This is a genomic window from Bradyrhizobium sp. OAE829 (assembly GCF_040546575.1).
In the GTDB taxonomy this organism is placed as follows: Bacteria; Pseudomonadota; Alphaproteobacteria; order Rhizobiales; family Xanthobacteraceae; genus Bradyrhizobium.
In genome coordinates, this window is sequence record NZ_JBEPOE010000001.1 from 5,970,475 (window position 1) to 5,989,965 (window position 19,491).

The following is a 19,491-nucleotide window of genomic DNA, read 5'->3' on the forward strand; positions in this document are numbered from 1 at the left end:
GTGAGCGGATGTAACGAAGGGAGAGCGCCCGAGTTGCTTGACGATTTGGTGACCAGCACGCGGATTGCAGCGGTTACACGCCTGGAGCTTTCGGTACGGACGTAGCGTGGCTCGCACGCCAGAGCACAAAAGTGAACACAAGGCAGCGTCCGCGCCTTTTTGGCTGATTTTTGCGCAAGCTCGGACCGGAACCAACCCACGTGCGCAGGATTATTTGAGGCCATCAGAAATACTACATTTCAGGAGTCACCGTTGATCATCCGTGCAGGATACGACATCGCATTTGATTCTTATCAAGAGGTGCCAATGGTGGTGCTTCTGTCCGTGCATCCGTCACGCCAGCAAGATCTCCGCAGCGAGCACAAGATTGAAGTGTCGCCACGCGTTGTCACCCGCGACGGCCTCGATCCCTTTGGCAATACTTGGAGCAGATTTGTTGCGCCCGCCGGCCGGATCGAAATCCGGAACGACTTCCTGATTGAGGACAGTGGCCAGCCCGATGAGTCGGCTCCGGCAGCCCAGCAATGGGACGTCAATAACCTGCCCGACGAGGTCCTGCCATTCCTCTATGGAAGCCGCTATTGCGACACCCAACGCCTCACTAATCTAGCTTGGTCGCTGTTTGGGCCGATCGCGGGCGGTTGGCAACGCGTGCAGGCGATCTGCGACTACGTCCATCAACGCATTCAGTTTGGCTACCACCACGCGCGCTCCGACCGCACGGCGTCAGAGGGTCACGAAGAGCGGGTTGGGGTCTGTCGTGACTTCGCTCATCTGGCTGTCGCGCTGTGTCGGTGCATTAACATTCCGGCGCGTTACTGCACCGGCTATTTGGGCGACATCGGCGTGCCCAAAGATCCCGCGCCGATGGATTTCAGCGCCTGGTTCGAGGTGTTTCTCGGCGGGAGATGGTTCACCTTCGATGCCAGGCACAACGTCCCCCGTATCGGGCGGATCGTCATAGCACGCGGACGCGACGCCGCAGACGTTGCGATCTCGACCCAGTTTGGCAGTGCAGCGCTTGCCCGGTTTAATGTTGTGACGGAGGAAGTGAAAGGGGGCCTCAGCCAAGCGGCTTGAACTACGTCTCCCGAAAGACGATCACTGTTAATTAGTGTGGACTGCCGGAACCACGCGATCCGTTTCCGTTCTAGTCGTTGGGCTTTGCGCCGGCGGAAAGCTCTCAGTCTCTGAACAGACATGGTCCGTAAACCGGCAACCCGCTTGCCGCATTCATCAACGAAGCCGCGACTACGGGGGTAGCGACGTCGATCGCCTACACCCGAACTTCGCCTTCCAATTCGCCGTCCCAATAGGCGATTCGATTCGCCTTTACCTTAATGAGCACGATGTTAGGTGTGTCGACGCCCTTGTCGAACCAGCGATCTAGGTCGCTTGTCCAGTGGTGCTTTGAATACAGCCTTGTCGCGGATGAGTTCCGTCGTGCCTTCGACTGCCACATAAATCGCACCGGAAAAGATCCCGCCTTCACCGGTAAATCCGAGCGCAACTTTGGGTTTGGCTTCTATGTCGGCGACGGTTCGCGCTTGCTCGTAGGTGAAATAGTACGACGTGCCGTCATATTCTACATCGCCGTCGTTGCTCATCGGCCGGTTGGCAATCTGACCGCCCTCGGTATGTGTAGATAGGATCGCAATGTCGATCCCCGCCATTCGTTTTGAGATCTCTCCGATTGTCTTGTGGCTGACGCTCGCGGAATTCGACCATAACTGCCAAGTTTTCGGCTTGGCCACCACGATGGGCCTGCCAGCCCTCTTGAGCACCCACGTCGACATCGTCACGTCGTTCGAGTACCGCCTGCATGAAGTGGGGCCGGTGCTGGGCGGTAGCGTCGTGTTTCCGTTTACAAGACCGTACTCGCCTTTTACGACGACTTCGCACGCAGCTGCCCAGACGAGCTGAGCGTCAACTCCACGCTATCGACCAGCGCCGATGCCCCGGCTCGGCACGGGCCGTGCGGCGCACCGGGTCGATGCGGCATCCCTTCATCAGCGAGAGGTCGATCATCAGCCCGCCATCGATGACCGCCTTGCCAGAGACGTTGTGGCCCCCGCTGCACACCGAAACAACAAGCCCGTGCGCTTGCGCAAATCCGACGCAAGCGCGGATATCGGCGGCCGTCGCGCATCGCGCGATCAGCGCTGGCCTACAGTCAATCATCGCGTTGAAGATCTGCCGTGCGGCGGCGTAACCGATGTCGCCGGGCGTGAGCACGGAGCCCCGGATCGCCTTTCGAAGCTCTGCCAGTTCTGCTTCTTTGACCATCATGGGGCCTCTCCGATCACAGTTACGCACACCGAGCGTCAGGGAAAAGGGATTCAACCCCCTGGTCCCGGAATGAAGCAGCGCCACATAGGCGTCATACTCCCATCGCGGCTGTCGTAGGACGGCGCCCACCAAACCATCGCGATGCCGCTGAGGTTCGGCTGGTCGATCACGACGGAGTATGGCACGTCGAACCATTGCCCGGGTTCGGTTGGCCGATGGGGATGCTTCAGCAGGACCCTATAGCCACCTTTCGCCATGTCCCACTCGGCCTCCGCGTGGTGGCCATCTCCGGTGTCACAACACGCTTCGCCTGCCTTGTTCTTGAGACTTTTGAACCACGTGTTGAGTTCTGGCCGCATCGCGTCATGCGGATACGCTGTGCTGATTCCGAGAAAAGCAACCGCACTCCATCCCGCCATGCGAGCTACGATCAATCGATAGAGACGCACGGGGCCATCCGAGCTGGTCATAGGAACCTCCGTTCCCCCCAGACCTGCTTGTGTGGATTACCGCGATTGCGCGGAACTTCAACTGAAAGCTGCGGCCAGCAAGAGGTACTCAATCTGGCTAACCTGATCGGGAACAAGTGGCAGTTGACTGGGCGTTAGTTACGGCAACACGACGTGCGGAGCGCGCCGACTCGTCCATACGAGTCCGATTTCTGCAAGGCATTTATCCCGGTCATCCTTGAAAATAAGCGTCAGCGGGCAGGTTGGGCGATGCGGAAGCAAGGGGATGTTCTCCGCCATCGCAGCTTTGAAACGTGTTCGTTGCGAGAACGCCAGGCCGTGACGATTTTTGAATCGGGAAGAAGTGACACACGTGATCCCGTAAATGTACGGGGGGTCATTGTGTGCACTTTTACCTTGCTTATTTTTCCCGACCCGACGCATATGAAAAATTGATCCATATTTTGTTTTTTTTTGCTGCCCATTCAATCCGAAGTGGGATCAGAGTTGGCGGCCCACACGGGGGCGGTTATGCCAAATAAACTTCCCAAAGCAAACAAAGTTTCCGTTTTTGGCTTCGAGGATCAGCGCATTACCGTTGCCCTCAGCGGAAGCGATGCAGACGGTTCGATATCGAGCTATTCCCTGACATCCCTGCCATCGAACGGCGTACTTTATTTAGATGCCTCGCTCACTCAAGTCGCTAGTCTAAACGTAGCTTATGGCACTAGTACCTTTTACTTTTTGCCGAGCGCTAATTCTAGCGGTACCGCAAATTTCTCTTACACCGTGAAGGATAATCAAGGGGGCGTTTCAGTTCCGGCGGTCGCGAGTCTGACCGTGTCGTCAGTCAACGATGCTCCCATCCTTGACCTCAACGGTTCAGCTGCTGGAAGCTCGGCGATCGCCAATTATTCGGTCAATGGTCCCGCAACGCTGATTGCCCCTGCGGCTATCGTGACCGACGTGGATTCCACAAACTTCGGTGGAGGCTCACTGAAAATTGCCGTCGCGCAAGCGGCATCGACAGACAAGCTTAGTATCGCAACGGATGCTACCGTAAGCGTGAGCAACGGAAATATCTTCGTAGGCGGTGTTAAGGTCGGAACGATCCTTGCAGGTCAGACTGGAAGCAATGGGTCTGACTTGACGATCAATTTTAGCAACAGCGCGACGCCTAGCGCCGTTTCAACATTGTTAGACCATGTTGCTTACTCGAATTCTTCGGCAAATCCGACGTCGTTTACGCGCACAGTGCAATTCACCGTCGTGGACGGAGATGGGAAAGCAAACGGTGGCGCAGATGCGAGCGTGACGACTGCGACCATCAATATACTGGCACCCAATCACGCACCGACGGGCTCAGTGACGGTCTCGGGGACGCCGACCGAAGACCAGACGCTGACGGCGTCGAACACGTTGGCGGATGCCGACGGAATTGGTTCGATCACCTATCACTGGCTGCGCGGCGGCGTGGATACCGGCGCGACCGGTTCGACCTACGTGCTGGGCGATGCCGACGTGGGCGCCCAGATCAGCGTCCGGGCGACCTACACCGACGCGAGAGGCGCGTCAGAGGCCGTGAACAGCGCAGCGACAACGGCGGTCTCCAACGTCAATGATGCCCCGACGGGGTCGGTGACGATCTCGGGGACGCCGACCGAAGACCAGACGCTGACGGCGTCGAACACGTTGGCGGACGCCGACGGAATCGGTTCGATCACCTATCACTGGCTGCGCGGCGGCGTGGATACCGGCGCGACCGGTTCGACCTACGTGCTGGGCGATGCCGACGTGGGCGCCCAGATCAGCGTCCGGGCGACCTACACCGACGCGAGAGGCGCGTCAGAGGCCGTGAACAGCGCAGCGACAACGGCGGTCTCCAACGTCAATGATGCCCCGACGGGATCGGTGACGATCTCGGGGACGCCGACCGAAGACCAGACGCTGACGGCGTCGAACACGTTGGCGGACGCCGACGGAATTGGTTCGATCACCTATCACTGGCTGCGCGGCGGCGTGGATACCGGCGCGACCGGTTCGACCTACGTGCTGGGCGATGCCGACGTGGGCGCCCAGATCAGCGTCCGGGCAAATTACACAGACGCGCGCGGCACGGCGGAAGCTGTCACCAGTGCGGCGACGGCGGCGGTTGGCAACGGCAACGATGCGCCGACGGGCTCGGTGACGATCTCGGGGACGGCGACGGAAGATCAGACGCTGACGGCGTCGAACACGCTGAACGATGCCGACGGGCTGGGGGCTATTACCTACCATTGGCAGCGGGACGGGGTGGATACGGGCGCCACCGGTTCGACCTACCTGCTGGGCGACGCGGATGTCGGTGCCCAGATCAGTGTTGTGGCGAGCTTCACGGACGGTCAGGGCGCGGCGGAGGCCGTGACCAGTGCGGCGACGGCGGCGGTTGCCAATATCAACGACGCTCCATCGGGCTCGGTGACGATCTCGGGGACGGCGACGGAAGATCAGACGCTGACGGCCTCGAACACGCTGGCAGATGCCGACGGCGTTGGTGCTATCACCTATCACTGGCTGCGCGGCGGAGTTGACACGGGCGTGACCGGCACGAGCTACTTGCTGGGCAATGCCGACGTCGGCGCTCAGATCAGCGTCTGGGCGAACTATACCGACCTGCGTGGCACGGCCGAGGTCGTGACCAGTGCGGAAACGGCAACGGTTGCCAACGTCAATGACTTACCGACCGGTTCGGTAACGATCTCGGGGATGCCGACGGAAGATGCGACGCCGACGGCGTCGAGCACGCTGGCAGATGCCGACGGTATTGGTGCCATCACCTATCACTGGCTGCGTGGCGGCGTTGACACGGGCGCGACCGGTACGACCTACGTGCTGGGCGATGCCGACGTGGGAGCCCAGATCAGCGTTCGGGCAACCTATACCGACGCACGCGGCGCGGCGGAGGCCGTGACCAGCGCGGCGACGACGGCGGTTGCCAACGTCAATGATGCGCCGACCGGCGCAGTGACGCTCTCCGGACCCTTCGAAGGCAACATCATTGAGATCAACGGATGGTTTACACAGCAGTATCAGGCTACCGAAGGCGCGGACTACTTTGTGTTTGACGTTAATCACCTAGACTCGGCCCAACCAGACGGCGCGCAAATCTTCGGTTTCGATCCGACGATGGACTACATCGTCCTGGAAAACTTTGACGAGCCGCAGGGCGAGAGAAGTCCGTACAACAACGGTTTCTCGACGGGGACTGTTGTATCCGACGGCCACTACCTCACCGTCTATCCATGGTCTAACGGTGATGAGGTGTTTATCGACGCGGCCGAGGGTCCCGATCAGTATTCCTCCCCGAGGATCTGGAGCGTAGGAGTTAGTGCTGAAACGTTTTACGATAATAACCTCATTATCACGAGTGGCGAGTTTACTCCCGGGACGGTAACAATCTCGGGCACGCCGACCGAGGACCAGGTCCTGACGGCGTCGAACACGCTGGCGGATGCCGACGGAATTGGTTCGATCACCTATCACTGGCTGCGCGGCGGCGTGGATACCGGCGCGACCGGTTCGACCTACGTGCTGGGCGATGCCGACGTGGGCGCCCAGATCAGCGTCCGGGCGACCTACACCGACGCGAGAGGCGCGGCGGAAGCTGTCACCAGCACCGCGACAGCGACGGTTGCCAACGTCAACGACGCCCCATCCGGCTCGGTGACGATCTCGGGAACACCGACCGAAGATCAAACGCTGACGGCCGCGAATACGCTAGCTGATGCGGACGGTTTTGGCCCGATTACCTATCACTGGCTGCGCGGCGGCGTTGATACGGGTGCGACCGGCGCGACTTATGTGCTGGGCGATGCCGACGTCGGATCGCAGATCAGCGTTCGGGCAACCTACACGGACGCGAGAGGCGCGTCAGAGGCCGTGAACAGCGCAGCGACAACGGCGGTCTCCAACGTCAATGATGCCCCGACGGGATCGGTGACGATCTCGGGGACGCCGACCGAAGATCAAACGCTGACGGCCGCGAATACGCTAGCCGATGCCGATGGATTGGGGGCGGTCAGCTACCAGTGGCTGCGTGATGGTTCGAACATCGTCGGAGCTGTAGGAGTTGACTACGAAGTCCTCGACGTTGATGTCGGGCACACCATTTCAGTGGTAGCGAGCTATGTTGATGGCAAAGGAACCCACGAGGCAATATCAAGTCAATCGACGAATGTTGTAGTGAGCCAGTATAACGAAAATGTGTTTCTGACCACAGGGGTTGACCTTCAATTTCCGTCTGAGCTGAACACAAAGGTTATAGGCACGGCTTCGACTCTGAACTCGTCGGATCAGATAGATGGCGGAGCTGGATTTGACGTGCTCACGCTGTATGGTGCTGGGACCTACCATCTCGATACGGTTTCGCAACTCAACGGGTTCGAGCAGGTCAATTTTAAAAATTTAGGGAATTCCTCCTCACAGATTTATCTGCGGGATGGGGAAGACATCTCGGTTACGATCGGCAGCCTGGGCGAGTTTGCCTATCAAGCCAACGTATATCTCGGCACAAATGCTGATACGACCGTGAACGCTGCTGCTAGTATATATTCCGCAACTTTTGTTTTCTCGACTGGCGATGCCACGATTCACGATTTCGGAAATGGATTCAGCTATTACAATCTTTCCAGCGGGACAGCCACGGTCTACGCCTCAACGTCTACTGACCCTTACAGCTGGCTGGAGAATTACTATAATTTTTCGTCCGGGACGTATGCTCTACATGGCAGTGCCTACGGCAATGATCACTTTACTCTTACCGATCCATCGCAGCTTCAGACAGCATCCAGCATTGATGGAGGAAGCAGTCCGGAGGGGTTCGGTTTCGATACTGTGTCCTTCAGTGGCAATTTCAATTACGACTTGACGACATCCCATAGCACCACATTCGCGAATATCGAAAATTACAATATCTCCAGCGGTGCATCGCTAAAAGTTGCTAGTGCTTCACTCGCGGGCATTGCCAATATCGATGGCGATGGCGTGTTGACAACGGATGCGGCAACGTTCGATCTCTCTAACATCACCGTGTCTTCGAAAGTCACTTCTCAAAACCTTGCCGGCACCACATTCACTGTTACCGACCCGGGTACGGCTGCTCATATTGTGGGAGGCAGTGGACAAGATACCGTAATTGGCCAGGGCTTTATTTTCACAGAAGATCAGCGCAACGCTGTCTTCCTGCAGGGCTCGGTTGAAACGTTAGTCGATAGCAGCGGTACCTATATTAGTCCGAACAAGTTGACCGCTGCTACCGATGCTTTTGTTGGGTCTTCTGGGAATGACGCTGTTATAGGCACGTCTTCGACTCTGAACTCGTCGGATCAGATAGATGGCGGAGCTGGATTTGACGTGCTCACGCTGTATGGTGCTGGGACCTACCATCTCGATACGGTTTCGCAACTCAACGGGTTCGAGCAGGTCAATTTTAAAAATTTAGGGAATTCCTCCTCACAGATTTATCTGCGGGATGGGGAAGACATCTCGGTTACGATCGGCAGCCTGGGCGAGTTTGTCTATCAAGCCAACGTATATCTCGGCACAAATGCTGATACGACCGTGAACGCTGCTGCTAGTATATATTCCGCAACTTTTGTTTTCTCGACTGGCGATGCCACGATTCACGATTTCGGAAATGGATTCAGCTATTACAATCTTTCCAGCGGGACAGCCACGGTCTACGCCTCAACGTCTACTGACCCTTACAGCTGGCTGGAGAATTACTATAATTTTTCGTCCGGGACGTATGCTCTACATGGCAGTGCCTACGGCAATGATCACTTTACTCTTACCGATCCATCGCAGCTTCAGACAGCATCCAGCCTCGATGGAGGAAGCAGTCCGGAGGGGTTCGGTTTCGATACTGTGTCCTTCAGTGGCAATTTCAATTACGACTTGACGACATCCCATAGCACCACATTCGCGAATATCGAAAATTACAATATCTCCAGCGGTGCATCGCTAAAAGTTGCTAGTGCTTCACTCGCGGGCATTGCCAATATCGATGGCGATGGCGTGTTGACAACGGATGCGGCAACGTTCGATCTCTCTAACATCACCGTGTCTTCGAAAGTCACTTCTCAAAACCTTGCCGGCACCACATTCACTGTTACCGACCCGGGTACGGCTGCTCATATTGTGGGAGGCAGTGGACAAGATACCGTAATTGGCCAGGGCTTTATTTTCACAGAAGATCAGCGCAACGCTGTCTTCCTGCAGGGCTCGGTTGAAACGTTAGTCGATAGCAGCGGTACCTATATTAGTCCGAACAAGTTGACCGCTGCTACCGATGCTTTTGTTGGGTCTTCTGGGAATGACGCTGTTATAGGCACGTCTTCGACTCTGAACTCGTCGGATCAGATAGATGGCGGAGCTGGATTTGACGTGCTCACGCTGTATGGTGCTGGGACCTACCATCTCGATACGGTTTCGCAACTCAACGGGTTCGAGCAGGTCAATTTTAAAAATTTAGGGAATTCCTCCTCACAGATTTATCTGCGGGATGGGGAAGACATCTCGGTTACGATCGGCAGCCTGGGCGAGTTTGTCTATCAAGCCAACGTATATCTCGGCACAAATGCTGATACGACCGTGAACGCTGCTGCTAGTATATATTCCGCAACTTTTGTTTTCTCGACTGGCGATGCCACGATTCACGATTTCGGAAATGGATTCAGCTATTACAATCTTTCCAGCGGGACAGCCACGGTCTACGCCTCAACGTCTACTGACCCTTACAGCTGGCTGGAGAATTACTATAATTTTTCGTCCGGGACGTATGCTCTACATGGCAGTGCCTACGGCAATGATCACTTTACTCTTACCGATCCATCGCAGCTTCAGACAGCATCCAGCCTCGATGGAGGAAGCAGTCCGGAGGGGTTCGGTTTCGATACTGTGTCCTTCAGTGGCAATTTCAATTACGACTTGACGACATCCCATAGCACCACATTCGCGAATATCGAAAATTACAATATCTCCAGCGGTGCATCGCTAAAAGTTGCTAGTGCTTCACTCGCGGGCATTGCCAATATCGATGGCGATGGCGTGTTGACAACGGATGCGGCAACGTTCGATCTCTCTAACATCACCGTGTCTTCGAAAGTCACTTCTCAAAACCTTGCCGGCACCACATTCACTGTTACCGACCCGGGTACGGCTGCTCATATTGTGGGAGGCAGTGGACAAGATACCGTAATTGGCCAGGGCTTTATTTTCACAGAAGATCAGCGCAACGCTGTCTTCCTGCAGGGCTCGGTTGATGTCATAAAAGATGCGATCAGCGTTCATGGAAATGCTGGCGATAACACGCTTGTAGGCTTTGCCGGAGCATCCTTGACCGGCGGGGGAGGAGGCGACACGTTCGTATTCAACACTAATTCGCAGCATCAAACGATTACGGATCTTAATCTGGACGTCGATAATATTGTTTTCCAAGCATTATTTGACGACGTCGAGGCAGTCCTTGATGCCACTCACGACGACGGCTTAGGAAATGCCTACATTTCGGATGGCGATCAAAATACGATCACTCTGCTAGGAGTAAACAAAGCGCAATTGATTGCTGCTCAAGATCACTTACATATAATGATTTGAGTTGGGAGCGTTTGATTCGATCAGACGAAATACCGCGCTTCCGGTTTTCGAAGCTGAATTGTTCTGATTGCGGGAAGACCGCGATCCGTCGATTCATCCTCGATTTGTTCCAGCCGCCGTCTCGGGCAGTGGACGAAGCTCGCATAGACGTGGATACAGCGGGCAAAGTCATGGTCGCATTCGTCACCGATTTGCACGAACAGTTGGCGCTCGCACTTTCGGAAAAGGGCTGGACAAAATCAGCGCTCGTAAACTGGCTGGATAGGCGTCTCCCTTTCTCCACCCGCCGCGACATCACGCGTGTATCTTCCACCCTCTTTATTAGGAAAGTCCTCGACACAATTGAACAGAAGATAGGCCTTTCCTCCGAAGGACAGGCCAAGCAATATTTCGACTAAGCTCGTTTGTTCACCTCTTGCAGCGGCTGCACTTTCGCAGGCTGGCTTCCACCTAACGCTGCAGCCATACGTCCGGCAATGAGTTCTGAGGCGCGCCGCAGTGGGTCGTTGTCGAGGTGGGCATAGCGTGCGGTGGTCGCCGCCTGTGCATGTCCCAGCAGTCCTCCGAGGATGGGCAAACCTAGCCCGATACCAGCGCCAAAACTAGCGTACGTGTGTCGGAGATCGTGCAAGCGAACCCCCGTTAGTGCAGCCCGCTTGGTGACCGCGTGCCACGGCCGCTTCAGATCATGGCGCGGCCTTTCCAGATCGTTGCCGGGCAAGACGTAAGCACTTACGTGCTCTAAGGTATTCAGGACAGCGAGTGCGGGCGCATTGAGGATCACGGTTTTTCGACCACTCTTGCTATCGGGCAGGAAGAGGCAGCCTCGCTCGAAATCGACATGCTCCCACCGCAGGTGAAGGATTTCACGTAGGCGGCACCCAGTGAAAAGCAAAAGGCGCAATGCCGCTGCCGCAGTTGGCGCGATCCGGGTAAAGCGTTCTTCTTTCGCAACGTGCTTGGAAGTCGCCTTGGTCTCATCTACAGTCGAATACCGCTAGTCTCCGCCTCGCGGATCGCGTCGCCAAGGCGCTCCAATTCTTCCGCCCTCAAAAAACGTTCGGCGGCTGCTTTCCTTGAACTTAGATCAACGGAGGGTCCCAAGCGCCAAGCCATGAGACCGGCCGCGCTTCAAAACCGGAACACGAGGGGAAGAATTTCGCGCGGCCTTGAGCAAATACGCCGTCGAGCTGGAGGTGTGGCGCAGCAAGGCTATGGATGGCTTGCGGCAATTTGTCGAGGCGATGATTGAGCGCCGTCCGCGACCCTGCACTAACTGACTATCACGACAGTCCGTTAGCGCGTGCTGGGAAGCCACTATTGCGTCGCTCAACTTCCAAGCCTGACCTTAGACACAAGCTAAAGTACCTCAGCGCGAACCTGGGCCACGCCACGGTCCGTAATTCCTAAACTGCGCGCAGCACCGAGCGAAAGATCGAGGACGCGGCCGCGAATCCAAGGTCCCCGGTCATTGATACGAACTACTACTGACTTGCTGCTGGCAAGATCAGTTACACGAACTCTTGTGCCGAACGGTAGGTTGCGGTGGGCAGCGGTCAGTGAATCCCGAATGAACGGGGCACCGCTCGCTGTTTTCCCTGTAGGATATGAATAGTAAGAGGCTTTTCCAGAGAAAACCCGGCTTGAAGATCGAGGCGCTGATTGATCTTCCGGAAGACGAGCCGTCTCTTCTCCAGTCGGAGGTTGCTCAAGCGGATTTTGCCTGGTGGTCTGGTCGGGTGGCTCGGGTGCCGGTTCTGCGTGCGCTTTTGGAATGATAGACCATCTATCGATGAACGTCTGTGCTGCAGCAGAATCTACATGAATGCACAACCAAGCCGGGACTGTCGCAATCGCGACTATTTTAGAAATAAGACGCATGGACGGTCTCACAAACAATGGAAACAAGTGATCAACGCAAACTGTTGAGGCACTGTTCCTGTCATGCAGGAATTCTCCTGGGTATGAAGAGATATATACCGATGTCCAACTCATTACTTTGATGTTTAGTCGCACCGCAGCAAGACGGCCGTTTCGCGGTCATAGCACAGCTTTTGATCCGTATCGGAGGTCCGCAAGCGCAGAAGATATTTCATTTCCAGCGGCCTTGATCTCTTCCAAGTAAGCTATCTGCACGGTTACACTCACTTCCACAGTCGGAGTTGCAATGCGGCGGCGGGAGTTCATCGGTCTCATAGGCGCTACGGTGGCGGCGTGGCCCCGGGTGGCGCGCGCGCAGCCGCGTGAGCGCGTCCGCCGCATCGGCGTTCTGATGCATCTGGCTGCGGACGATCCGGATGGACAAAGCCGCCTCGCCGCGTTCGTCCAGGGCTTACAGCAGGCAGGTTGGGCCGTTGGCCGCAACGTCACCTTTGACGTAAGATGGGCTGCAGCGGATGTCGAGGCGATGAAACGGATCGCGAAGGAACTCGCTGCGCTTCAACCCGACCTTATCTTCACAAGCTCGACGCCGGCTGCTGCGGCGATGCTGCAAGCGACCCGTAGCATTCCCGTCGTTTTTGTTCTGGTCGCCGATCCGGTCGGCACTGGATTAATTGCAAGCCTTCCGCGACCGGGCGGCAACATGACCGGCTTTGCCCCGATCGTGCCCTCACTCGGCGGCAAGTGGACTGAACTAATCAAAGAGGTCGCGCCACGTGTCGTTCGGGCCACAATGCTCTTTAATCCGCTTTCGGCGACCTTTATCGACAGCTACGTGACGCCGTTCAAAGCCGCCGCATCCACTCTCGGCATGCAGGCGATGGTTGGACCGGTAGAGAACATGACTGCCGTCGAGTCGCTGGTTGCGACGGAAGCGCGTAAGCCGAATGGCGCGCTGATCGTGTTACCGGATGCTTTCACGGAGCTTCATCGCGCGGAAATTGTTGCCCTGACTACTCGTTATCAAGTCCCCGCCATCAATTGGTCCCGTTCATTTGCCGAAGGCGGTGGCCTTATTTCCTACGGTCCTTATCTTACCGAGGAATACAGGCGGGCGGCGAACTATGCCGACCGCATCCTGAAAGGTGAGAAGCCGAGCGAGCTTCCTGTCCAGACTCCCGTAAAATTTGAACTCGTGATCAACATGAAGGCCGCTCAGAAGCTGGGTCTTAACATCCCGCCGGCGCTCGTGAGCCGCGCCGATGACGTCATTGAGTGAGTTTCCTCTTTTGCCGCGCAAGATTCCGGAAGTGGCACTTTTGAACATGCCTGCCTATCCCGAGAATGTCCGTTCACCGGGGTGCCGCATTATCAATCTTGCTTCGATCGCGGGCCTGTTCGGAAGCTCCGGGGATATGCAGATGGTCGCCTATAATACAAGCAAGGGCGCGGTGGTCAATCTCACGCGGGCGCTGGCGGGGAGTTGGGGGCGTCACGGAATTACTGCCAACGCGCTGGCGCCTGGCTTTTTCCCGTCGAGGATGACGAAGGGCACGATCGAGGCTGTCGGTGTCGAAAAGCTCGCTGCCGGCGCGCCGCTGCGCCGCATCGGCGACGAGGACGATCTCAAAGGCGCCGCGGTTCTCTTCGCCAGCGACGCCGGCAAGCACATCACCGGCCAGATCCTTGCCGTCGACGGCGGTCTGACTTCGGTGATATCGGGTTAGGGAACCACCAGGGTCAGCGTCTCGGCAACCAGGGCCGGCGATTGGCTGCGTGCCATGTGACGAGAAGTCTTCGCCTGATGCGTGGTAAGCGAACGGCCGCTCGTGGCGCAAAGCGGCCGCTCACGGCGTGTCCGATCGCTCAAAAACTCCCTGCCAATTGGCAAGAGAACGTTCAAAAGACGATCCGGCGCACCAGTCAAACTATGGTCGGTGTCGTTGGCGCGGGCCGCATTGGTAGTGCCGCTCTCCTGAAGTTCCGAGCCCTTGGGTTCGCCACGCAGTTCTTCGATCCCTATGTGCCATCCGGTACGGAGAAAGTGCTAGGGAGCAAGCGGGCGGAAACGCTTGAAGATCTGCTGCAGGGGAGCGACGTCGTCTCCCTTCATACGCCCCTCAGTGCCGAGACAGCGGGGCTCGTCGATCGAAAATTTGTCGAAACAATGAAGCCAGGCGCCATCCTGGTCAACACGTCGCGCGGCGGTGTCGTTCTGGATCTCGATGCGATCGCGGATGTGCTACAAAGTGGGCAGCTTTCTGCAATTGGTTTCGACGTAATGCCTCAGGAGCCGCCGCAGCCGAATCGTCTAATCAAGGCCTGGCAGAGTCGATTGCCGTGGATCGCGGGCCGATGCATCATCAATCCACACACTGCGTACTACTCGATGGAGTCGCAGGCAGAAATGCACCGCCTCGCGGCGGAGACGGCAAAAACCATTCTTCTTGGGAAGTGGCCACCGAACGTTCTCAATCCGGAGATTCATGCGCGGTGGCTTCGCGATTGAAAATTTTCGCGGTCGATCCAGATGCCTCGGAGGAAATTTGCCCAACGGCTATCTCCACCCTCAGCGTTGTCACGATTTTTCCGTTGCGCAGAGCTCAATTCGTAGAATGAACCATTATGGAAGGGCCGCGGTGGTGGGCACTTTTCGGACGTGCCGCAATTTCTGAGTTTTAGTCCGCTTTCGGGTGTAAAGCGGGAGTTTTACCTCGAAATTCCGAAGGGCGGCTATTGGCGCAAAGCGGTCCATCACGACACGAAATATAGCCGACCGTTGACGGGCCGTGCGATGAACAAAGCGAGCAGTGCGGGTTCGCCTGTTTGTGCGATATTGCCGCCAAGTCTACGATCAAAGCGGAGAGACCATGGCCCGATCGAACGGGAAACATTAATTTGCGGGCACTGGACTACGGCAATGAGCGACGAAGCCGGGCGTTTCTGGTGCGGTGGTTGAGTGGGCAATGAAGCAGGACGAACTAACCCATTGATTTTTGGTGGGCCCGGCAGGACTCGAACCTGCAACCAGACCGTTATGAGCGGCAGACTATCGATCGGGTTCGTTGATTTTCCTTTGTTTTTGTTCGATTTCGATCGTGTTTGTTTTGGTTTGTTCAGGACGTTTCTGGTGCGAAACTGGTGCGGTGATAAAACGTTTAGGGAATTTGGGATCGTGCACCGGATTATCGCCCTAGGACCTGCTAACTCTTAATCATCGGGTCCCAGGTTCGAGCCCTGGTGCGCCCCACCAAGCCTTTCAAATAGATAGCCGTTTTCACCGTTTGAAAAGGCGCTACCAAACAGAGCTTTTCAAACGGTTTTTAATGTGCGGAAGCTTACAAGGCGCAAAAAAGACGGCGCGCGACAAGCGAACCTCGTGATACGTTTGGATTGTTCAGCATTACGCCGTTGCAAGAGATATCCCGCTCGCAATCGAGTCGTTTCAATCGTCTCAGGGCAATAAGTCGGAGACAGGCGCCGACGTTCTATGACGAAATGGAGAATGTCGAGGGTGGCGCGTGCACGATGTCCGCATCGAGAGATCAAGGAAAATCTCGCCTTTCACAATTTGATCGACATAGTGAGCCCCACGCCGGGGCGAGCGCCATAAAGTCTGGCCCGTAAGCCAACAATCCCCCATTTTGCGCAAAGCTCAGCTCTAAGCCGATCGCAGGCAAGCCGGCCTGCGCTACGAGATCGGGTACCCGGTTCGGCGGGAAGGAAAAGATAACGTCACCGAATATGTACAAAGCCTCGCACGAACGGCCGCTTTGCACCAACAGCGGTCATTTGGCTACGTTGGTTAAGAATGTCGAGGCTTACTAGACCTTTCGCGCCGGTGACTTTCCAGAATTGCCTTGTTCGTCCACAATATAGGTGCTGAAGCGTGACGCGGTAATCTTATGAGGCCGTAAGCTCGGTAACTCGGACATTTGGCGGAGCCTTGCTGTCAACGCAATTATTGGGTCGTCTCCCCGCACCGCGCGGCTCTGTCGGTGCGGAACGAAGGCGCCGCAGATCATCTTCGCTTAACAAGAGCGTAGTAGCGACGGATCGAGCGGCTGGAGTCGGGTCGGGTCGAAGGGCCTCAGATCGGTGCAGCGCGTACCGCCGTCAGCAATTAGCTCCGCCAGCGCTTCCCCAGTCCCTGGCGCGTTGAGGATACCCCAGACGCTGTGACCTGTAGCCACGTAGGCGCCCTCGATCTGCGAGACCTTGCCGATCAACGGCAGGCCGTCCTGAGTGAAGGGACGGAAGCAGGCTTGCCGAGCGATGATCTTCTCTGGTCGCAGTGCCGGTGACAACCGCTCGCCGATAATCTGAAGGCGATCGACCTCGCTCTGATCCGGCGTCACGGCGACTGGATCGATCGGAAGTGATGGTTCGTCGGAGAAGGCGGTAATCAGGGTGTGCCCATTGGCCCTTGGGAAGACCTCGACCGTAACAGCGCCGCCGGTCTCCTGTTGATATTCGAGAAAGAGCGCATCCGCAGGGACATCCATGCCGGTGTCGTAGATGAGACTGGGGCTTCTTCTCCCGTACACGTCGGGCAAGCCGATCCATTCGGCCGCTATCACCGACCAAGGTCCCATCGCCACGACAACGGCATCTGACTCAACAACCCCGCCATCGACCTCGATGCCCTTCGCGGCCGACCCATTCGCAGTCCGAACGATGCCGGTGACTCGCCCGTAACGAAGTTCGGCACCGTTCTCCACGGCGGCGTTCATCATGGCGGCGGTGAAGGCCTGCGGGTGAACGATCGCGGTCGTCTCCATCGTGCCGAGCCGAGATGTGATGAGGATGCCGTCGGAGAGCCAACCGAGCTTGGCCGGCAAGTGACGGCGGGGATCACGCTCGCGAACGGCGATCTCGCTATAGGTGGTCATGCGGCGATAGCCCCAATCGCCCGCAATCTCGTGGGGCAGCGCGGCGTGAAGCGCGAAGCTCCGCCGCGCCAGCGCATCAAGTGGGGAGCCGGCGCACCAGTCGAGGGCCAGGAAGCCACCCGCCTTGCCGGACGCAGCAGCGGCTACCTCGGTTCGTTCCACGACGGTGACATCGATACCGCGCTGGCTGAGGAAATAGGCGGTGCAGGTGCCGATCACGCCGCCGCCGCAGATCACGACACGCATGGCTTCTCCAGGCGAGGCTCCTTCGGGTTGAACCAATTTATCAGCCAATGGTTACTATTGGCGACTTCACGGGAGGAAAATCCATGCGCGCTCTTGTCCTCGCCAGCCTTCTATTGGCCTCGTTGAGCCTGTCCTCATTTGCCCAAGGAGAAGAGAAGCCTCCGATGCCGCCTCCGCAAAGCGATCCCACTCAACCCACCCCATCTGACCCGAAGGCCCAGCAACCGCCGGATCAGCGAACCGATCGGAGTCAATCCAAAGGCGACAACCGCGAGATGGATCCCGATTGGAGGATGCGCCGGGGGGACGGGGACCGCAGGGGCCGGGACGACCGGGAATTTGGTCAAGGCATGCGGCGCGGTGAGCGCTACGAATATCGCGATCGCGACAGGGATCGCGGTCGATACGGTGATTGGGATCGCCGGGGTGATGAGGACCGCATGCGCCGGGACGATCGGGATTCTGGTCATGATTTGCGGCGCGGTGACCGGGACGAATATCGCGATCGCGACAAGGATCGCGGTCGATATGGTGATCGGGACAATTGGAACTGGGATCGCGTGGAAGAAGACCAACATCGAACCCACGATGAAGGCCCGCCGCGGAGGCGCGTGAAGGTCTGCGTCGAGTACGACAACGGCGACGAATATTGCCGCTATCGGCAAGGCCGCTGACCGGGCGATGCGGGTTTGCGCGAGCGCGGTTTCACTCCCTGGGTTTGCGTCCGCCGCCGCCAATTCCTCTTATGGAGCCCATCGTGTGACATGTCCGCTATTGAGGTTGAAGCGGGCGAGGAAAGGGCGCTGATCGGCTTCCGTTTTTGACCCAACTCAGACATCGTGGGGGTTCGGTGACAAGCTGCCAATGATCTCAGCGTTGGATGATTTCTGCTTGGATACGATCGAACAGGGTGTCCAGCGCAAACTTTGCCGCGCCCAGTAACGCGTCGCGATGGGGCGCTTCCACCTGGCTCAGCAATTGGACAGAAATCATTTGGCGGCTGAGAGACCTTGATCTATCTCAACTCTTGGAAGCATCCGCGCTGTCAGCCTGTGGCCCAGTCCATGCTCTGTCCGCAGCGGGCAGGCAATTGGACGCTTTCAGGGAGGTAACGATGATTCGGTTAATTGCAATTGCTGGTTTCGCCGTGTCCATCGCTGTCTCGGCGCAGGCTATGACGGTTGCGCCGACCATTGCCCAGCCAGATAGCATGGTTACGGAAGTCGCGGCTGCTTGCGGCGTAGGCCGGACCCGAATTAACGGCGTGTGCGTGGCACGAACGACCGTGCGGCACACGCGTCGAGCCGTTCGCAGGTGCGTGAGAGGGACGACTTGCTAAGGCTGGTCTTCAATCCGACGGTCATGCCAGTGGTTCATCCATCAGAGAGCATGACCGCTGGCGCAAGGCCGCGAAAGAGGCATGAGGAAAACGCCCACTTGCTGGTGCTTGCACGTGTTGGAGACGGGAAGAGAGATAACGATCCCTGAATCACCCCAAGAGATCGGCAAGAATCCGCAAACCATTCTACATCTTAGGAACGACCAGTAACGAATTCAAAATCGTTCTGACGCACGTTCTGGCCAACTAATGGGATGATGATGGAGCTCTGGCCATGAATGGGGAGGCCATTCTAGAGAACGTCCGCCGATATCGCGTGACAGCATCTTTATATCGACAGACCGCAGCGTTTCGGCCTAGCCAAAGCTGGTCTCTGCTGGGTCAAGCTAAAGAGTGGGAACGCCGTGCGTTGTCCGAATTGGAGGACTACTTTGCGTGCAGAGAGCCTAGCTGCGGAAATGTGGAATTCGGCTTCGCGGCCTGAGTAACGACGTACCGTTCGCTCCCAGCGTGTTTCGAAGGTAAAACTGACATAACGCAGCTCACCCAACCAGCCTGCCGCGCGCTGCCCTGGTGGAAGGCTCTGGTTCTTTGTGCCGCCCGAGTGCGCCCGCCAGTCGCGTTGGCTTTGTGAACCTGCCACCGCGTTGTGCGTTCATCACCTATAATCCGCTGAGCCGGGCAAGCAGGCTTTGGCAGGGCAACTGAACCGTTCTAAGGACACCGCGCCGGTCATGATTGACATCCGACATCTCACGTT

15 protein-coding genes and 1 pseudogene are annotated in these 19,491 nt (G+C 57.2%); 10 read left to right on the top strand and 6 right to left on the bottom strand.

The annotated features are described in order from the left end of the window. Positions 1-252 precede the first annotated feature (252 nt). Positions 253-1,080: a transglutaminase-like domain-containing protein gene (locus ABIE49_RS28690; RefSeq protein ID WP_192740005.1), complete on the top strand. Its 828-nt coding sequence runs from the start codon at positions 253-255 to the stop codon at positions 1,078-1,080. A gap of 196 nt (positions 1,081-1,276) precedes the next feature. Here the strand turns inward: ABIE49_RS28690 and ABIE49_RS28700 are convergent. Continuing rightward, positions 1,277-1,673: pseudogene (locus tag ABIE49_RS28700) on the bottom strand (pyridoxamine 5'-phosphate oxidase family protein). Between ABIE49_RS28700 and ABIE49_RS28705 the strand changes: the two are divergent. Next, on the top strand, positions 1,657-1,923 hold the full coding sequence (locus ABIE49_RS28705; RefSeq protein WP_354067755.1) for a hypothetical protein: 267 nt from the start codon (positions 1,657-1,659) through the stop codon (positions 1,921-1,923). The pseudogene ABIE49_RS28700 and the gene ABIE49_RS28705 overlap by 17 nt on opposite strands. Positions 1,924-1,926: 3 nt before the next feature. On the opposite strand, the gene ABIE49_RS28710 is transcribed toward ABIE49_RS28705, so the two are convergent. Beyond that, positions 1,927-2,289: an FAD-binding oxidoreductase gene (locus ABIE49_RS28710; RefSeq protein WP_192740006.1), complete on the bottom strand. Its 363-nt coding sequence runs from the start codon at positions 2,287-2,289 to the stop codon at positions 1,927-1,929. A gap of 50 nt (positions 2,290-2,339) precedes the next feature. After that, positions 2,340-2,759: a hypothetical protein gene (locus ABIE49_RS28715; RefSeq protein WP_192740007.1), complete on the bottom strand. Its 420-nt coding sequence runs from the start codon at positions 2,757-2,759 to the stop codon at positions 2,340-2,342. 510 nt (positions 2,760-3,269) lie between these two features. Here ABIE49_RS28715 and ABIE49_RS28720 point away from each other — a divergent pair. Together ABIE49_RS28720 and ABIE49_RS28725 are read left to right on the top strand one after the other, a co-directional pair. Further along, positions 3,270-10,373, top strand: a complete 7,104-nt coding sequence (locus tag ABIE49_RS28720) for an Ig-like domain-containing protein (protein WP_354067025.1) — start codon at positions 3,270-3,272, stop codon at positions 10,371-10,373. 170 nt (positions 10,374-10,543) lie between these two features. After that, positions 10,544-10,771: a hypothetical protein gene (locus ABIE49_RS28725; RefSeq protein WP_192740805.1), complete on the top strand. Its 228-nt coding sequence runs from the start codon at positions 10,544-10,546 to the stop codon at positions 10,769-10,771. On the opposite strand, the gene ABIE49_RS28730 is transcribed toward ABIE49_RS28725, so the two are convergent. After that, positions 10,768-11,277: a site-specific integrase gene (locus ABIE49_RS28730; RefSeq protein WP_354067026.1), complete on the bottom strand. Its 510-nt coding sequence runs from the start codon at positions 11,275-11,277 to the stop codon at positions 10,768-10,770. The genes ABIE49_RS28725 and ABIE49_RS28730 overlap by 4 nt on opposite strands. 455 nt (positions 11,278-11,732) lie before the next feature. Beyond that, complete coding sequence (locus ABIE49_RS28735; protein ID WP_502916006.1) at positions 11,733-11,945, bottom strand: septal ring lytic transglycosylase RlpA family protein; 213 nt, start codon at positions 11,943-11,945, stop codon at positions 11,733-11,735. 71 nt (positions 11,946-12,016) lie between these two features. Between ABIE49_RS28735 and ABIE49_RS28740 the strand changes: the two genes are divergently transcribed. The 4 genes from ABIE49_RS28740 to ABIE49_RS28755 all read left to right on the top strand — a co-directional run bounded on the left by ABIE49_RS28740 (position 12,017) and on the right by ABIE49_RS28755 (position 14,763). Continuing rightward, positions 12,017-12,151: a hypothetical protein gene (locus ABIE49_RS28740; protein ID WP_354067757.1), complete on the top strand. Its 135-nt coding sequence runs from the start codon at positions 12,017-12,019 to the stop codon at positions 12,149-12,151. A 389-nt stretch (positions 12,152-12,540) separates the two neighbouring features. After that, positions 12,541-13,533, top strand: a complete 993-nt coding sequence (locus ABIE49_RS28745) for an ABC transporter substrate-binding protein (protein WP_192740803.1) — start codon at positions 12,541-12,543, stop codon at positions 13,531-13,533. After that, complete coding sequence (locus tag ABIE49_RS28750) at positions 13,517-13,981, top strand: SDR family oxidoreductase (protein WP_354067028.1); 465 nt, start codon at positions 13,517-13,519, stop codon at positions 13,979-13,981. Before ABIE49_RS28745 ends, ABIE49_RS28750 begins: the two co-directional genes overlap by 17 nt. 77 nt (positions 13,982-14,058) lie before the next feature. Next, positions 14,059-14,763, top strand: a complete 705-nt coding sequence (locus ABIE49_RS28755; RefSeq protein ID WP_192740802.1) for an NAD(P)-dependent oxidoreductase — start codon at positions 14,059-14,061, stop codon at positions 14,761-14,763. A gap of 1,522 nt (positions 14,764-16,285) precedes the next feature. On the opposite strand, the gene ABIE49_RS28760 is transcribed toward ABIE49_RS28755, so the two are convergent. Continuing rightward, the gene (locus tag ABIE49_RS28760) at positions 16,286-17,392 is read right to left on the bottom strand and encodes an NAD(P)/FAD-dependent oxidoreductase (protein ID WP_192740801.1); all 1,107 of its coding nucleotides are present in this window, start codon (positions 17,390-17,392) and stop codon (positions 16,286-16,288) included. A gap of 83 nt (positions 17,393-17,475) precedes the next feature. On the opposite strand from ABIE49_RS28760, the gene ABIE49_RS28765 reads away from it, so the two are divergent. Both ABIE49_RS28765 and ABIE49_RS28770 read left to right on the top strand, forming a co-directional pair. Beyond that, positions 17,476-18,066, top strand: a complete 591-nt coding sequence (locus ABIE49_RS28765; protein ID WP_192740800.1) for a hypothetical protein — start codon at positions 17,476-17,478, stop codon at positions 18,064-18,066. A gap of 939 nt (positions 18,067-19,005) precedes the next feature. Next, positions 19,006-19,215, top strand: coding sequence for a hypothetical protein (locus tag ABIE49_RS28770; protein WP_354067029.1), 210 nt, complete (start codon positions 19,006-19,008; stop codon positions 19,213-19,215). Positions 19,216-19,491: the final 276 nt, after the last annotated feature.

Bases quoted from the DNA above. Each gene is read 5' to 3' on its own strand.
- ABIE49_RS28760 (WP_192740801.1), bottom strand. From the start codon at position 17,392: ATGCGTGTCGTGATCTGCGGCGGCGGCGTGATCGGCACCTGCACCGCC.
- ABIE49_RS28770 (WP_354067029.1), top strand. From the start codon at position 19,006: ATGAATGGGGAGGCCATTCTAGAGAACGTCCGCCGATATCGCGTGACA.
- ABIE49_RS28755 (WP_192740802.1), top strand. From the start codon at position 14,059: ATGCGTGGTAAGCGAACGGCCGCTCGTGGCGCAAAGCGGCCGCTCACG.
- ABIE49_RS28710 (WP_192740006.1), bottom strand. From the start codon at position 2,289: ATGATGGTCAAAGAAGCAGAACTGGCAGAGCTTCGAAAGGCGATCCGG.
- ABIE49_RS28715 (WP_192740007.1), bottom strand. From the start codon at position 2,759: ATGACCAGCTCGGATGGCCCCGTGCGTCTCTATCGATTGATCGTAGCT.
- ABIE49_RS28745 (WP_192740803.1), top strand. From the start codon at position 12,541: ATGCGGCGGCGGGAGTTCATCGGTCTCATAGGCGCTACGGTGGCGGCG.
- ABIE49_RS28725 (WP_192740805.1), top strand. From the start codon at position 10,544: ATGGTCGCATTCGTCACCGATTTGCACGAACAGTTGGCGCTCGCACTT.
- ABIE49_RS28705 (WP_354067755.1), top strand. From the start codon at position 1,657: ATGTCGATCCCCGCCATTCGTTTTGAGATCTCTCCGATTGTCTTGTGG.
- ABIE49_RS28720 (WP_354067025.1), top strand. From the start codon at position 3,270: ATGCCAAATAAACTTCCCAAAGCAAACAAAGTTTCCGTTTTTGGCTTC.
- ABIE49_RS28750 (WP_354067028.1), top strand. From the start codon at position 13,517: ATGACGTCATTGAGTGAGTTTCCTCTTTTGCCGCGCAAGATTCCGGAA.
- ABIE49_RS28765 (WP_192740800.1), top strand. From the start codon at position 17,476: ATGCGCGCTCTTGTCCTCGCCAGCCTTCTATTGGCCTCGTTGAGCCTG.